A 15303-nucleotide genomic window follows, 5' to 3' on the forward strand; every position below is an offset into this window, starting at 1 on the left:
ATAAAAAGGAGTATTAACTACTCCTTTTTACTATTCTTCTACTTTTTCAGCAGAAACAGTTTCTTCACTTTTTACTTTCTCGTATTCGTCTAGAATTGATTTTTGAATTTTTTCTCTTGTTTGAGTGTTGATTGGATGCGCAATGTCTTTGAATTCTCCATCAGGAGTTTTTCTGCTTGGCATTGCTATAAAAAGCCCGTTTTGACCTTCTATAACCTTTATATCGTGAACAACGAATTCATTATCAAAGGTTACTGAAACAATAGCTTTCATTTTACCCTCAGCAGCAATTTTTCTTACTCTAACGTCTGTAATTTGCATATAAAATCCACCTCCAAGATGCTTATTTATATAGTATTCTCTATAACTTATAATTTTCCTTCTTATTTTTTGAAAAATCAATAAATTTTTTCAAATTTCTATTTAAACATTTTAGAAGGAAACAATAATGCCTCTCCTTTTTCATCACTTCCCTCAAAATCTACTATGGATACATAATCATGAATTAATTTTTTAGGAGTTTCTACATTATCTATTAATACTCCAATTCCTAAAAGCTCACTATCAAATTCCTTAAGTAAATCAACTATACCCATAGCAGTGCCTCCAGCCTTCATAAAATCATCTATAAATACACATTTGCTTCCTTTCTTAATTGCTTTTTTGGATAACGACATATTCTGTATTCTACCACTTGAACCTGAAACAAAATTTATACTTAAAGTAGATCCTTCTGTGAGCTTTGTTTCTCTTCTCACCACAACTAACTGCACTCCAAGCATTTTTGCTACCTGGTAAGCTAACGGTATTCCTTTAGTTTCAACTGTAACAACATAGTCTACACACTTATCATTAAAGGCTGATGCAAGTATTATGGCTGCCGTATGTATTATTTGTGGATTAAACATTATATCTGTTACATACAAGAAATTCCCTGGTATTATTCTTTCTCTATTTTTCAAAATAATACATAGTTTTTCAGCAAATTCCTTACTTTTTTCATAAGATAACCCGCATACATATTTTACTCCGCCTGCTGCACCAGATATAGTCTCTATTCTTCCCATAGAAAGCTTATTTAAGGTATCCTTTACAACCACCAAATCTTCACTTATTGTAGACTTAGCCGCATTAAACATTTCTGTAAAATGGTTTAAGTTTATTATCTTGTTTGGATTTTCTATTAATACTTTAGTTATAGCCGCGACCCTTTGATTTCTAGTAAATTTCTCCATTATATCACCTATTATCTATATAAATTTTACGAATATTTTTTTAAAAATATATTCTAATATTCATATTCTATTCTAAAAGCCATACTTAATCAATACTATGTCATCATATTTAGTGATATACAACAGGAAATTTTATTTTATGCAGATTATTTATTAATTATATAAAATAAAATTTAGTAACTGTGTTTTTTCTTATTATTTTTGTATATAATTAATAAATAAGGTTAATTATTAAGGAGATGATTACATTGTCATTTGATTTCATAAAAGACAAAGATAAAAAAATATACTTTATAGGTATAGGCGGAATAAGCATGAGTGGCTTAGCCGAAATACTTTTAGAAAAAAACTTTAAAGTAGCTGGTTCTGATATAAAAACTTCCCCAGTAACAAACAAATTAGTAAGTAATGGAGCTTTAATTAATATAGGACAGGTTGAAGAAAATATATCTGAAGATATAGATCTAGTAGTTTATACTGCTGCTGTTTCTAAAGATAACCCTGAATTACTAAAAGCTAAAGAATTAAATATACCAATAATGAGCCGTGCTGAATTTTTAGGTCATTTAATGAAAGGCCATAAATTTAATGTAGCTATAGCTGGTACTCATGGTAAAACTACTACAACCTCTATGGTATCCCATATATTTTTAAACGCAAATCTTGATCCTACTATACTTGTAGGTGGTCAATTAGATGCCATAAATGGTAATGTTCGCACTGGTAACAGCGAGTATTTTTTAACTGAAGCTTGTGAATATAAAGGATCTTTTCTTAAATTTTTCCCTTATATAGGGGTAATTTTAAATATAGATGCAGATCACTTAGATTTTTATAAAGATATAGATGATATACAAAATGCATTTATAAAATTTGCAAAACTAATTCCTAAAAACGGCTATCTAATATGTTATGGAGAAGATCCAAGGATGGGTAAGGTAATTTCTGAGTGTAACTGCAATGTGTTGACTTATGGATTAACTAATGGAAATGTAGTAGCTAAAAATATGAAATTTGACGAAAAAGGTTGCGCTTCTTTTGATGTTTACGCTGCAAATGAAATGATAACATCCGTTAAATTAAATGTTCCTGGTAAGCATAACATTCTAAATGCACTTGCAAGTATATGTGTATCATTAAGCTTGGATATTCCAACAAACCTTATATCTAAAGGATTGGAAAGCTTTAAAGGAACCCATAGAAGATTTGAAATCAAAGGAGTTAAAAATGGAATTACAGTTGTAGATGACTATGCACACCATCCAACTGAGATAAAAGCCACTTTAAGTGCTGCAAAAAATTACCCACACAATAAAATTTTTTGTGTATTCCAACCACATACTTATTCAAGAACGTTAAATTTATTTAAAGAATTTACTGAAGCTTTTGGTGATGCTGATGAATTAATTTTAGCAGACATATATGCTGCTAGAGAAAAAGATACAGGTGTGGTAAGTTCTTCTATGCTTGCAAATAAAATTAAAGAAACAAAATCAGCATGTTTTAATTTTCACAGTTTTGAAGAAATCGTTTCTTATTTAAATAAAAATGCAAAAAACGGAGATGTTATTTTAACTGTTGGTGCTGGAGATGTATTTAAAGTAGGCGAAATGTACCTTAAATAATTTTTATTATGTGTAAAATCCTTCAACATGGTAATAATACACTTATAACCTGTTGGAGGTGTTTTTTATATGAAAAATTTTTTAATATCAGCTTCAGTAGATATTATTTTGATTTTTGCTTCTTATTTCTTGTTTAGAAAAGTAATAAGTGGTCCTGTAAGACATAGATTATATGAAAAAATTTTTAGTTCTTTTGCTAAATTTGTTATATATATCTTTGTCGCAACAGTAATTTTGACTTCAATTGTTGCTTATATATCCTATAGAACTCGTTTCATATCTTATCTAAATATAATAGCTCCTGCCGCAGTATCAATACTAGTGGGTTTCTTTATGTCCACTGTTCCAACAAGAGGTAAAGGAGATAATAAAAATAATTTTTAATTTGATATTCGTTATTAGTCATATAATGTAAGTAATTGTAATATTGCTTACATTATATGTTATAATATTGCTTAGAATATTATTTATTGAATCTATAAGGAGATGGTAATATGAAAGCAAAATATAGCAACTTATTTAAAAGCATAGTAAGCGCTTACTATGCTGATAATTTTGAGGAAAAGGTAAAAGAGATTTTATCACAAGAAGACATAAATAAAGAGGAACTTTGTAAAGTTATTTCTTCACTTTGTGGAACAAGTGTGTCCTATAGTCCTAATTTTATTAGCAATTTAAAGACCGCCATTGCATCTTATGAAATCTCTCATAAAGTAGTTAATAAAATTAAACATTGTTCTATGGACTGTGTGAACACATCTGAAAAACCTCTCTGTCAGGCCTCATGTCCTTTCAATGCTATTTTTGTTGATAAAGAAAGTAAAAGCACTTACATAGATAATGATAGGTGCACAGATTGTGGTTTTTGTGTAGAAGCCTGTCCTACAGGTGGAATCCTTGACAAAGTAGAATTTATTCCTTTGGTAAATCTATTAAAAAGTAATTCACCTGTTATAGCTGCAGTGGCTCCTGCTATTTCTGGACAATTCGGAGAAAATATCACCATAAATCAATTACGAGCTGCCTTTAAAAAAATCGGTTTTACAGATATGATAGAAGTTGCTTTTTTCGCTGACATGCTTACATTAAAAGAAGCTGTAGAATTCGATCATCATGTAAAAAACGAAAAAGACTTAATGATAACTTCTTGTTGTTGCCCTATGTGGGTAGGTATGCTTAAACGAGTTTATAATAACTTGGTAAAGCACGTTTCCCCTTCTGTTTCACCTATGATCGCTTCTGGTAGGGTCCTAAAGAAAATAAATTCAAACTGCAAAGTTGTATTTATAGGTCCTTGTATAGCTAAAAAAGCTGAAGCTAAGGAAAAAGACTTATTAGGAGATATAGATTTTGTACTTACTTTTGCTGAAGTAAAAGATATCTTTGAAGCATTAGATATAGATCCTTCAGTCATGGAAGAAGATTTATCCTCAGAGTATGCATCAAAAGGTGGTAGGCTTTATGCACGCACAGGTGGTGTTTCAATTGCTGTATCAGATGCTACTGAACGATTGTTTCCTGAAAAGCACAAATTATTTAAAGCTGTTCAGTCCAATGGTGTAAGAGAATGTAAAGATATGCTTCAAAAAGCTCAATCTGGAGAAGTAAATGCTAATTTTATAGAAGGCATGGGCTGCATAGGCGGCTGTGTTGGTGGCCCTAAGGCTATTATTTCTAAAGACAAAGGCACAGAATATGTAAACTCTTTTGCTGAAAGTTCTTCAATAAAAGTAGCTGTAGATAGTTCTTGTATGAAAGATATACTAAGAAAAATAGGAATTGATTCAGCTGAAGATTTTAAATCTAAAAACAAAATTGAAATATTTGAAAGAAGCTTTGATTAATTTAATATTCCACTAAAATATTTAGATCAAAAGGTTAAACTTGTAATAAAATATAAGTTTAATCTTTTTTTATTTCATAGTACTTTTATTATGCTGTATGCTATACTGAAATACGAGGTGATTGTATGCTAAAAAACATTAAAGGTGCCATTTTTGATATGGATGGTACACTTATTGATTCTATGTGGGTTTGGAGTAAAATTGATGAAGAATATTTATCTAAAAGAAATTTAACTGTACCTAAAAATTTAAAGCAAGATATTGAACATATGGGTTTTTCAGAGGTTGCTTGCTATTTTCAAAAAAAATTTAATATTTCAGACTCTATAGAGGAAATACAAAAAGAATGGAATGACATGGCATTATATCATTATTCTCATGATGTTGCTCTAAAACCTGGCGCAAGAGAATTTTTATCATTATTAAAATCAAAAAATGTAAAAATGGCTTTGGCTACAAGTAATTGTAATCTTCTTATAGAAGCTGCTCTTAAAAAAAATAATATCTATAACTTTTTTGATTCTATAACAACTACAGATGAAGTTCAGCGCGGTAAAGATTTTCCTGATATATACTTATTAGCTGCACAAAAATTAGACCTACAACCTGAGCAATGTGTAGTGTTTGAAGATATATTACCTGCCGTAAAAGGTGCTAAAAGTGCAGGAATGAAAGTAGTAGGTGTCCATGACCTTTATTCAGAATATCAGAAAAAAGATATAATTAACTCTGCAGATATTTATATTTCTAGATATGATGAATTAAATAAAGTTGTCTAAAATTAAGTGGCTGTCACACTAAAATAATTAGTGTGACAATTTATTTATATATGCTCATTTTATCTTTAGCATAAGATTAACAACAAACTTATTCTTTTCTTGTAGTATATCGATTATGCCATTATACTTTTTTACAGTAGCCTCTATATTAGAAATTCCTATGCCATGATTAAGTTTATCTAATTTTTGGGTAATAATTTTATCTTCAACATACTGAATTTTATCTATACATGTATTAGAAATTTCAATTATCAAATATATTTCCCTAACATAGGACTTTATGAATATTTTTCTATCAATACTAGTATCCTTAATCCTCTTGCAAGCTTCAATTGAATTATCTAAAGCATTGCTTAAAATAACACATAAATCCATAGGTTCTACTAAAGTTTTCTTAGGCATAATAAAATCACAAGTAAACTTTATTCCTTCAACTTTAGCTATATTATATTTTTCATTCATGACTGCATCTGATACAGGATTTCCTGTTTTTATTTTAAAATCAAGCTTACTCATAGTTTGTCCAATATTATCAATATACCCTTTCATTTCTTCTATATTATTATTTATAGCTAAACTTTTTAAGCAGTTAAGATGATTATTCATATCATGCATTACTCCTCTTATTTCCTTATAAAGTCCTTCAACATTTTTACTATAGTTACACTGTAAATTAAACTGCTGGTGCATAAGCATATTCTTTTGCATTTCTTCTTTCCCCTGAAGCATTTTTTGAAATATATATGCTGTAATCAATATTGATACCATAAGTGCAAAACTTGTACAAGGTAAAATATAATAAATTCTAGGAAACAAATAAGCCAAATAATATTCTTTATTATTAACTTTAATTATTTGAATAAAATAGAAAATAGCTACTAAACTATAAATGGACAAGCATGGAATTAATAAACATAAACTTTCATACAAATCTATTCTTTTTCCCCTTAAGCTTAATAAATTGCAAATAATCTTTAAAAATATAAATAATAAAATAATTCTCGTAAAATCACCAAGTATAATATTAAATGAACTAATAACCATATGTTCATTAAAAGACATATTTGTATTATGAGTCATAGGAAGTACTTTAAAATCAACTATTAAAAAAGCCATACTAATAAGCAATCGTATTGTATTCTCAACAGCAACTGCATAAAGTTTAATGATAAAATTTCCTTTACATAAAAAACATATTATAAATATCCAAACTAAGTCACTTATCGTTTTACCTAATATTTCACATTGAAATTTCGAAACATAAAGACTAATAATTGAAAAAAGCAACATGTATATAATGAATTTTTCAACCTTTACTTTAAATCCTAAAAATCTTTTATAAAAGTAATATTGCACTGTATATAAAAAAGGCATCGATAAGCATTGTGATAAAAATTCTATACTTTTAACAATTTGTTGTTTATCCATATTTTATTGTCCCTCATTTTTTAAATAATACATAAATGCTTTAGAGAAATCATTTAATTTATATTTAGAAACATATATTTTCTCTAAATTTTTTAAAGTTATAAAAGTATTATCATAACTATAAACATAATTGAGATTCACAATATAGCTTTTATGACATCTAAAAAAATCATCTCCAGAAAGTTCCTGTTCTATGTCATAAAGTTTATAATAATATTCAATAATATCATAGGTTGTATGTATCTTTAACTTTCTTTTTTCTGATTCTATATACATTATATCTTTTAAAAAAATCTTCGTTTTTTGACTAATAGTTTTAGCAATTATAAACTTATCACTTTTATCAACTGATTCTAAAGCTGAATACAAAACTTTTTTAAACTTTTCTTCATTAACAGGTTTTAAAATGTAATTAAAAGCTCTTACATCAAAAGCTTCAAAAACATAGTCTTTAATTCCTGATATAAATATAATAATAGCCTTCTCATTTATACACCTAATTTTTTTTGCAGCATCTATACCTGTAATTTTATTCATGAGTATATCTAAAAAATATATATCAAAATCTAAAGCTGATATCATTAACTCTTCACCGTTAGAAAATTCAACTATCTCATGCTGTTTTCGTGCTAAACTTAGATATTTTTTTGTTATACTAACTATTCCTTGCCTTTGATTAATTTCATCCTCACAAATAGCTATTTTTAGCATTAAACCACCCCATATATAATTATAACATGTATTAAACCTGTGGTTAAACTTTCCACAGGTTTAATACGCATAGAGACAATTTTTAAGCTATGTTATTAATATTTATACCACTACTTTCAAATTTATCTTCAATATTCACTATATAATGTTTAATATTTTGTTGGACTTTACACTGTTCTATAGATATTTCATTTTCATCTTTTAAATTAGAACCACTATTTATCTGTCCTATTTTTTTAGTTATATGCATATTGGCCTTTGGCTTTTGCTCTTTTATACTTTCTTTACTTTTATTGTTTATATCTTTAAGAGATTCATTAAGTTTTTCTTCTAGATTTTTAATACCATCTTCCATTTTATTTAATTGTTTTTTGCTAAAAACAGGATCAATATGCCTAAACTTTATATCATAATCTATATCAGCTTTTAGTTCTTTTATATTACCTTTTATGTTATTTCTTATATTGGATAAATTCCGGAAATTATTTAAGCCAGTAGAAAGATTTAAAACACCATCTAAAGAAGCCGATTTATTTGAATCAGCTTCATAATTATTATTTAACGCTTGCTCTTTAGAACTTCTATTTTTATCTTTATTCTTATCTTTACCAAGAGCTTTTTGTTTGTCTTCTAACTGAAGCTTGCTGATTTGGTTATCAATTTCCTGAATTTGTTTATCAACATCTGCAGTTTTTTGTTTTATAGATAATGGATCTTCACCATTTTTTAGTCCTTCTTCCATAATAGTATTTTTACTATCCTCTAATTTCGATTTTTGATCCATTAGCATTTCCAAAGGACTTTTCTTTTTTGACTTTCCAATATTAGTGCCACTTCCATGTATAGACTTCTTTTCATTAAAATTACGATCTATACTTCTATCACTAGTATTATATGAATTTGTCACTGGTGCACTTCTTTGTGATGAAAAACCTATTTGCATAATATCACTCCCTTACTATAAATTTAAATAACTATAATATTATGTTTCACTTGTTTATATCGTAATGTATTCTATAAATTTTACCAAATTGTATTAACAAGTCATAAAAATGTAATGAATAGATTGTTATAATAAATATTAATGTGCAGATTTATTAAACCTGTGAATATAATATTAATGTATAAATTTTGAAGGGAGTATTTTTTCATGTTACTTTTGCTATTTGTGCTTCTTGTAGGCGGAGCTTTATTTATGGCATACTATTTTACTAATCAAATATACAATCAGAAAAAACAAATACTATTACTAAAGCAACAGAATAATAATTTAACAAAGAAAGTAAAATGGAATAAAGATTCAAACTTAATTCTGCAATATATCACCCCTAATTTTACTGAAGCATTCGTTAACGACAATTGTGAATTATACATTTGCCCAATGGATAATTCAATAACACTTAACTCATTATCTAAAAATACTAGTGTAAAAATACTATGTAGTGTAAAAATCAAAAATGAATTATGGTATGAAATTTCTATTACAAGTAATAGAAATATTAATAATAGGGGCTGGATAAAAGACAAATTTATTAGCAGTTCTGTGAACTAAACTGGAAACAAAAAACTATTATAAATAAAAAGTAAGTGAGGAGTATTTCACACACTCCCCACTGCATTTATAAAATTATATAAATTGAACCTATTTACTAATTAATATATCTTGGTTGTCCACTCTTCACAATTCCAAATATCAGTAACTACATCACTATAAAATTCTGGTTCATGACATACTAATAAAATGCTTCCTCTATATTCTTTTAGAGCTTTTTTTAATTCTTCCTTTGCATCTACATCTAAATGGTTTGTAGGCTCATCTAATATTAATATATTAGTTTCTCTGTTTATAATTTTACACAATCTTACCTTTGCTTGCTCTCCACCACTTAAAACCATTATCTTACTTTCTATATGTTTAGTTGTGAGACCACATTTAGCTAAAGCTGCTCTAACTTCATATTGACTAAATGAAGGAAAATCCTGCCACAACTCTTCTATACAAGTATTATAATTTGCTTCCTTGCTCTCTTGTTCAAAATATCCTATATACTGATAATCTCCTAACTCAGCTTTTCCTGATACAGGCTTTATCTGCCCTAATAAACTTTTTAGTAAAGTACTTTTACCTAATCCATTAGCCCCAACTAAAGCTATCTTATCTCCTCTTTCCATTCTTAAATTTAAAGGTTTTGAAAGAGGTTCGTCATAACCTATTACTAAATCTGTAGTTTCAAATATAACCTTTCCTGATGCCCTAGCTGCTTTAAAATTAAACTCAGGTTTTACTTTTTCTTTAGCAATTTCTATTCTATCTATTTTATCTAACTTTTTCTGCCTTGCTCTAGCCATTCCAGTTGTAGCCACTCTTGCTTTATTCCTAGCCACAAAATCTTCAAGTTTAGCTATTTCCTTCTGCTGTCTCTCATAAGCTGCCTCTAACTGCTTTTTATTAGCTTCATGCACTCTCATGAAATTATCATAGTCACCTACGTACCTTGTAAGCTGTTTGTTTTCCATGTGGTATATTAAATTTATTACACTATTTAAAAAAGGAATATCATGAGATATGAGAATAAAAGCATTCTCGTAATTTTGTAAATACATTTTCAGCCATTCTATATGTTGTTCATCCAAGTAATTTGTAGGCTCGTCTAAAAGTAATATGTCTGGATTTTCAAGTAGTAACTTTGCAAGTAATACTTTTGTCCTTTGTCCTCCACTTAAATCTGCTACATCTTTATCAAGACCCACATCTTTAAGTCCAAGTCCCCCTGCTACTTCTTCAACCTTTACATCTATAACATAAAATCCATTGTTATCAAGTAAATCTTGAATGGTACCCATTTGATCTAAAAGCTTTTCTAATTCTTCTGGTGATGCATTTCCCATCTTATCTGTTATTTCTATCATTTCTTTTTCAAGATCGAAAAGATAATCAAATGCTTGCTTTAATACATCTCTTATGGTTTGTCCTTTTTGTAATTGTACATGCTGATCCATATATCCAACCCTAACTCTATTGGACCATTCTATACTTCCTTCATCAGGCATAAGCTTTCCTGTAATTATATTCATAAATGTTGACTTACCTTCTCCATTAGCCCCTATAAGTCCTACATGTTCTCCCTTTAATAATCTAAATGATACATCTTCAAATATGGCTCTATCTCCAAAACCATGACTTAAATTTTTAACAGTTAATATACTCATTTTTCATCTCCTCAAATCTTTCGAATTTAAACATATAGAAATAGTTTAATTTATTCTTGTGTATTATGTCAAAAGATTTTTAGTTACATTTTTGTATATTATTAATTTTTCAGTTGTGGTATACTACATAAGGAACAAAATCAGGGAGGTAAAAAGTTAATGGCTTGTAAGTTTTATTTATATAAAGGTATGGGTAGAAAAGCTGAAAATGGTCACCCATGGATATATACTACAGAAATAGAAGGTTACGAAGGAACCTATGAAAATGGTGACATTGTAGAAGTATACAACTTTAAGGGAAACTTTATAGGTAAAGGTTATATAAATGATGTATCAAAAATCACAATAAGAATTATGACTAAAGACATAAATGAGGAAATAGATAAAGACTTTTTTAGGAAAAGACTACACAATGCTTGGAATTATAGGAAAAAGATTATAGACACTTCAAGCTGCAGATTTCTATTTGGAGAAGCTGACTTTGTACCTGGTCTTATAATTGATAAATATGAAGATTATTATGTTATTCAATCTTTGGCTCTTGGAATCGATAAATATAAATCTATTATAGTTGAATTGTTAACGGAAGACTTTGGTGCAAAAGGTGTTTACGAAAGAAGTGACGTAAAAGTTCGTGAACTTGAAGGCATGGAACAAACAAAAGGCTTCCTAACAGAACCTTTTGATACTACATTCGAAATTATTGAAAATGGCGTTAAATATTATGTTGATATAGAAAATGGTCAGAAAACAGGCTTCTTTTTAGATCAAAAAGAAAATCGACATGCTATACATAAAATTTGTAAAGATGCTGATGTTTTAGATTGCTTTACTCATACTGGTTCTTTTGCTCTAAATGCAGGCGTTGCTGGTGCTAAAAGTGTTTTAGGAATTGATATATCACAGCTTGCTATAGACGATGCATCTAAAAATGCTGCACTTAATAAATTATCTGACACAGTTAGATTCGAATGTCACAATGCTTTTGATGTTCTTCATGAATGGGCAAAGGAAGGAAGACAATATGATGTAGTTATACTTGATCCCCCTGCTTTCACAAAATCAAGATCAACTATAAAAAGTGCTGTTAGAGGATATAAAGAAATTAATTTAAGAGGTATCAAAATGGTAAAACCAGGTGGCTTCTTAGTTACTTGTTCATGTTCTCATTTTATGGCCCCTGAACTTTTTAAAGATACTATTGCAGATGCTGCAAAAGATGCAAGAAGAATGTTAAGACAAGTGGAATTCAGAACACAAGCCTCAGACCATCCAATACTTTGGAATTCTGATGAATCTTATTACTTAAAGTTTTATATATTCCAAGTTGTATAAAATAACTTCATACAATAAGCAAATTGCTTTGCAATTTGCTTATCATGTGAGACAATAGCTTCTCTTAAACCACAGTTTTTTCCTTATACATTTCATCGAAAACTTTTATAACGCCATTTCTATATTCAGGTACAACGTCAATTATATCTTTAGTGCAACAATATTTTAAGTCATCTTCTAAATTTAATTCCTTAATTCTTTTATAATGACTTGCATAATGTATAAAACTAGTTATATCCTTATTTTCAGTATAAATATAGTGAGAAGTTTTCGCTATATCTGTAAGTTCTATATCTGTTGACATTTTTAATAAGCAATCAATAATATATCCTGAACATATAAAATCATCTATGGAAAACTGACCATAAGTTCCTGCATTTACTATCTGCACATCAGCATCCAGCTCAAGAAGCTTATTTGCTACAGCTTTAGCATTTATTAACGCACCTATTAAGATATTTTTAGCACCTATGCTTCCTTTAATTGCTCTTGTCCCATTACTAGTAGTCATAACTAAAATTTTATCTTTAACTAAGTCTTCTTTATATTCTAAAGGCGAATTAGCACAATCAAAACCCTCTATTTTAAGTGCTTTTCTTTCTCCTCCAAGTATATATTTATCTCTATCCTCATTGCTTATTTTTAGAGCCTCTTCTATTGTGAGCACAGGTATCACACTGTTGCAACCATTATTTATCGCTGTTGTTATTACTGATGTAGCTCTTAGCATATCTATAACTACTACAGCCTTACCCTGCACTTTATCTTTTTTTATATCATCTGCAGAGATTATTAAATCAATTTTCATTTTAAATTCCCCCATCAAACTTTTGTTTTCTTTAATTAATAAAAAGCATTAAACCTTTCACAAAAATTTAATACTCTTTATTGCATTTGAATCATTTATAAAGTTTTATTATCCTCAATTTGATATTTGCACCCCTGATATATTTCTCTTTCCTGTAACGTTTTATCTATAGCATTTAAAACTTCCCATTTTTTTAAACTCCACATAGGTCCTATAAGTAGATTTCTTGGAGAATCACCTGTAAGCCTATGAATAACTATATCAGGTCGCGTAATTGATATAGCAGAACATATTATAGCTATATACTCTTCATATTCTAAAAATCTAAGTTCTCCTCTATTATAAAGGTCTTCAAGAGGTGTATTTTTCATAAGATGTAAAAGGTGATATTTAACACCTTGTATATCTTGTGCACAAACATATTTTACTGTATTTAGCATATCCTTGCTTGTTTCTCCTGGTAATCCAAATATAACATGGGTTACTACATCAATATTTCTTTTTCTCAAATTTCTAATAGCTTCTTCAAATACATTAAGTTTATATCCTCTGTTTATTTTTGACGCAGTATTTTCATTAGAAGTCTGAAGTCCCAATTCCACCCAAGTATAAATTTTTTTATTAAACTCTTCCAAAAGGTCTAAAACTTCTTCACTAAGACAGTCAGGTCTTGTAGCTATAGCCAATCCTACTACATCTTCTTCATTTATTGCTTCATTATATTTTTCTTTTAATACTTCTACAGGTGCATATGTATTAGTATAAGCCTGAAAATAAGCTATATATTTTCCGTTTTTCCACTTTTTACTCATGATTTGCTTTATATCTTGAAATTGATGTTTTATAGAAAAACGTCTATTTCCAGCAAAATCTCCAGAACCTCTTTCGCTGCAAAATACACATCCACCAGTACTTACTTTCCCATCTCTATTTGGACAGGAAAAGCCTGCGTCTATTGATATTTTAAAAACCTTGCAATCAAATTTATTCCTTAAAAAATAATTTAAACTATAATATCTTTTATCTGCCCACTGCATATTTTTCTCCATAACTGTTTTTTATTTAATTATATCACATTTTCTTTGCTTTAAAATCTTTCAAACTTAATTGCCATTTACCTATTACATCTGAAGCTGATTTATCCCCTTCTACTTTAGGTACAACATCAAAATTTAAACTTTCCTTATCATAGGAAGAAAATACTACATCTACTTTATCTAATGGATATTTTTCTTCAAATTTAAAAGGTATAATATCTCCTCCATCTATTTTATAAACTCTTATACATCTACCTGAAGGTGATTTTGCATACTGCACTGTTATAAATTTTTCTTCTGGTGAAAAGTTTATAACTTCTACTTTACAATTCTTTAATATATCTATTGCTGTAATTTCCTTTCCTATAGGTTTTTCCTTACCCATAGCACCACCTTGATTTTGTTTATCCTTCCCACCTCCCTTTTGTTCTTCATCTTTGCTATCTCCACCTTGCACTGCCAAGCTTTCATCCATTTTTATTACACCCACAAAAACATCTTTATCATAACTAGATATGGCTAAATTTTCTCCACTATATCCCAAGTTCATAATTCCAAATTTGGTTTTAGGTACCTTTATCTTATCTACATTTCTTTTATCATCTTTAGAAAATACATAATTAGGAAGTCCCTCCATATCTACAACTAAATTTGTATTGGCATTATTTTTATTTTTTACTCTTACTTGTTCCCCCTCACCAAACACTTCCTTTTGAACCACATTATTTGTTTCTTTTATTTTATAATCATTATCTTCCTTGGCTATTCTTATAGAATATTCATCTAAAGAAGCATAACTACTAGTTAAATCTGACCTTGATACTTTTACTTTAAATAGACCAGCTTTACCTACTTCATTAGTTTCTGATACATTATAACCTAATATTTTCAAATTTTTATTTTCCTGTGATGAAGGACTTTTTGAAAGTTCTTTAGAATAAAGCTTTTTGCTATTTTCTAAATCATCCTTCATTAAGTACTTCATATATGTATCTGCCACATTTCCTGCTGCTTTTATGTCAAAATTACTACTGCTTTCTGTTTTCTCATTTTTTTTACTCTTTGAGCATCCAATCAATGTATTTGAAACAACTGTAACCATAATTACTATTAAAATTTTACTAATAATTTTGAAATTCTTTCTTTTCATCTTTTCTCCTCCTTATCTTTTATAAGATACTGATTTATCTTTAGTTTTTCCTCAAAACAAAAATTTAATTTATAAATCATTATTTTAAAAATTTAATTATATACTATTATATCTAGACTCTTTAGTTTGCTTAAATGATAT

Annotated in this window: 15 protein-coding genes; 6 read left to right on the forward strand and 9 right to left on the reverse strand. The window is 28.5% G+C overall.

Annotation, left to right across the window (positions count from 1 at the left end):
- Positions 1–30: 30 nt before the first annotated feature.
- Together spoVG and purR are read right to left on the reverse strand one after the other, a co-directional pair.
- A complete protein-coding gene (spoVG, locus tag Ccar_RS20190) occupies positions 31–321 on the reverse strand; it encodes a septation regulator SpoVG (RefSeq protein WP_007059879.1) in 291 nt (96 codons plus the stop codon).
- A 98-nt stretch (positions 322–419) separates the two neighbouring features.
- Entirely contained in the window at positions 420–1235 is an 816-nt protein-coding gene (gene purR / locus Ccar_RS20195) for a pur operon repressor (protein WP_007059878.1), read from the reverse strand.
- 248 nt (positions 1236–1483) lie between these two features.
- Here purR and murC point away from each other — a divergent pair, with 248 nt between their 5' ends.
- The 4 genes from murC to Ccar_RS20215 all read left to right on the forward strand — a co-directional run bounded on the left by murC (position 1484) and on the right by Ccar_RS20215 (position 5483).
- On the forward strand, positions 1484–2860 hold the full coding sequence (gene murC / locus Ccar_RS20200) for a UDP-N-acetylmuramate--L-alanine ligase (RefSeq protein ID WP_007059877.1): 1377 nt from the start codon (positions 1484–1486) through the stop codon (positions 2858–2860).
- Positions 2861–2929: 69 nt separating this feature from the next.
- Positions 2930–3244 (forward strand): hypothetical protein, encoded by a 315-nt coding sequence (locus Ccar_RS20205; protein ID WP_007059876.1) that lies wholly within the window; start codon positions 2930–2932, stop codon positions 3242–3244.
- A 110-nt stretch (positions 3245–3354) separates the two neighbouring features.
- Positions 3355–4704, forward strand: coding sequence for a [Fe-Fe] hydrogenase large subunit C-terminal domain-containing protein (locus Ccar_RS20210; RefSeq protein ID WP_007059875.1), 1350 nt, complete (start codon positions 3355–3357; stop codon positions 4702–4704).
- A gap of 125 nt (positions 4705–4829) precedes the next feature.
- Positions 4830–5483 carry an HAD family hydrolase gene (locus Ccar_RS20215; protein WP_007059874.1) on the forward strand — a complete coding sequence of 218 codons (654 nt, stop codon included), beginning with the start codon at positions 4830–4832 and terminating at the stop codon, positions 5481–5483.
- A 54-nt stretch (positions 5484–5537) separates the two neighbouring features.
- Here the strand turns inward: Ccar_RS20215 and Ccar_RS20220 are convergent, their stop codons facing one another.
- The 3 genes from Ccar_RS20220 to Ccar_RS20230 form a co-directional block, all read right to left on the reverse strand.
- Positions 5538–6911 (reverse strand): sensor histidine kinase, encoded by a 1374-nt coding sequence (locus Ccar_RS20220; RefSeq protein WP_007059873.1) that lies wholly within the window; start codon positions 6909–6911, stop codon positions 5538–5540.
- A gap of 3 nt (positions 6912–6914) precedes the next feature.
- Entirely contained in the window at positions 6915–7622 is a 708-nt protein-coding gene (locus tag Ccar_RS20225) for a LytR/AlgR family response regulator transcription factor (protein WP_007064817.1), read from the reverse strand.
- A gap of 82 nt (positions 7623–7704) precedes the next feature.
- Entirely contained in the window at positions 7705–8565 is an 861-nt protein-coding gene (locus tag Ccar_RS20230) for a hypothetical protein (RefSeq protein ID WP_007064816.1), read from the reverse strand.
- Between the two features lie 207 nt (positions 8566–8772).
- Here Ccar_RS20230 and Ccar_RS20235 point away from each other — a divergent pair, with 207 nt between their 5' ends.
- Positions 8773–9174, forward strand: a complete 402-nt coding sequence (locus tag Ccar_RS20235; RefSeq protein WP_007059869.1) for a hypothetical protein — start codon at positions 8773–8775, stop codon at positions 9172–9174.
- A 101-nt stretch (positions 9175–9275) separates the two neighbouring features.
- Here Ccar_RS20235 and Ccar_RS20240 read toward each other — a convergent pair whose 3' ends face one another.
- Complete coding sequence (locus tag Ccar_RS20240) at positions 9276–10832, reverse strand: ABC-F family ATP-binding cassette domain-containing protein (protein WP_007064815.1); 1557 nt, start codon at positions 10830–10832, stop codon at positions 9276–9278.
- A gap of 159 nt (positions 10833–10991) precedes the next feature.
- Between Ccar_RS20240 and Ccar_RS20245 the strand changes: the two genes are divergently transcribed.
- On the forward strand, positions 10992–12167 hold the full coding sequence (locus Ccar_RS20245; protein ID WP_007059867.1) for a class I SAM-dependent rRNA methyltransferase: 1176 nt from the start codon (positions 10992–10994) through the stop codon (positions 12165–12167).
- A 64-nt stretch (positions 12168–12231) separates the two neighbouring features.
- Here the strand turns inward: Ccar_RS20245 and Ccar_RS20250 are convergent, their stop codons facing one another.
- The 3 genes from Ccar_RS20250 to Ccar_RS20260 form a co-directional block, all read right to left on the reverse strand.
- Positions 12232–12975 carry a 2-phosphosulfolactate phosphatase family protein gene (locus tag Ccar_RS20250; RefSeq protein ID WP_007059866.1) on the reverse strand — a complete coding sequence of 248 codons (744 nt, stop codon included), beginning with the start codon at positions 12973–12975 and terminating at the stop codon, positions 12232–12234.
- 95 nt (positions 12976–13070) lie between these two features.
- Positions 13071–14012: a tRNA modification radical SAM protein MnmL/YtqA gene (mnmL, locus tag Ccar_RS20255; RefSeq protein ID WP_007059865.1), complete on the reverse strand. Its 942-nt coding sequence runs from the start codon at positions 14010–14012 to the stop codon at positions 13071–13073.
- A gap of 34 nt (positions 14013–14046) precedes the next feature.
- Positions 14047–15162 (reverse strand): hypothetical protein, encoded by a 1116-nt coding sequence (locus tag Ccar_RS20260; RefSeq protein WP_007059864.1) that lies wholly within the window; start codon positions 15160–15162, stop codon positions 14047–14049.
- Positions 15163–15303: the final 141 nt, after the last annotated feature.

Origin of the sequence: Clostridium carboxidivorans P7 (assembly GCF_001038625.1) — a bacterium.
GTDB lineage: Bacteria > Bacillota > Clostridia > Clostridiales > Clostridiaceae > Clostridium_AM > Clostridium_AM carboxidivorans.

Bases quoted from the DNA above. Each gene is read 5' to 3' on its own strand.
- Ccar_RS20215 (WP_007059874.1), top strand. From the start codon at position 4,830: ATGCTAAAAAACATTAAAGGTGCCATTTTTGATATGGATGGTACACTT.
- Ccar_RS20220 (WP_007059873.1), bottom strand. From the start codon at position 6,911: ATGGATAAACAACAAATTGTTAAAAGTATAGAATTTTTATCACAATGC.
- purR (WP_007059878.1), bottom strand. From the start codon at position 1,235: ATGGAGAAATTTACTAGAAATCAAAGGGTCGCGGCTATAACTAAAGTA.
- Ccar_RS20235 (WP_007059869.1), top strand. From the start codon at position 8,773: ATGTTACTTTTGCTATTTGTGCTTCTTGTAGGCGGAGCTTTATTTATG.
- Ccar_RS20240 (WP_007064815.1), bottom strand. From the start codon at position 10,832: ATGAGTATATTAACTGTTAAAAATTTAAGTCATGGTTTTGGAGATAGA.
- Ccar_RS20245 (WP_007059867.1), top strand. From the start codon at position 10,992: ATGGCTTGTAAGTTTTATTTATATAAAGGTATGGGTAGAAAAGCTGAA.
- Ccar_RS20260 (WP_007059864.1), bottom strand. From the start codon at position 15,162: ATGAAAAGAAAGAATTTCAAAATTATTAGTAAAATTTTAATAGTAATT.
- Ccar_RS20205 (WP_007059876.1), top strand. From the start codon at position 2,930: ATGAAAAATTTTTTAATATCAGCTTCAGTAGATATTATTTTGATTTTT.
- Ccar_RS20250 (WP_007059866.1), bottom strand. From the start codon at position 12,975: ATGAAAATTGATTTAATAATCTCTGCAGATGATATAAAAAAAGATAAA.
- Ccar_RS20225 (WP_007064817.1), bottom strand. From the start codon at position 7,622: ATGCTAAAAATAGCTATTTGTGAGGATGAAATTAATCAAAGGCAAGGA.
- Ccar_RS20210 (WP_007059875.1), top strand. From the start codon at position 3,355: ATGAAAGCAAAATATAGCAACTTATTTAAAAGCATAGTAAGCGCTTAC.
- spoVG (WP_007059879.1), bottom strand. From the start codon at position 321: ATGCAAATTACAGACGTTAGAGTAAGAAAAATTGCTGCTGAGGGTAAA.
- mnmL (WP_007059865.1), bottom strand. From the start codon at position 14,012: ATGCAGTGGGCAGATAAAAGATATTATAGTTTAAATTATTTTTTAAGG.
- Ccar_RS20230 (WP_007064816.1), bottom strand. From the start codon at position 8,565: ATGCAAATAGGTTTTTCATCACAAAGAAGTGCACCAGTGACAAATTCA.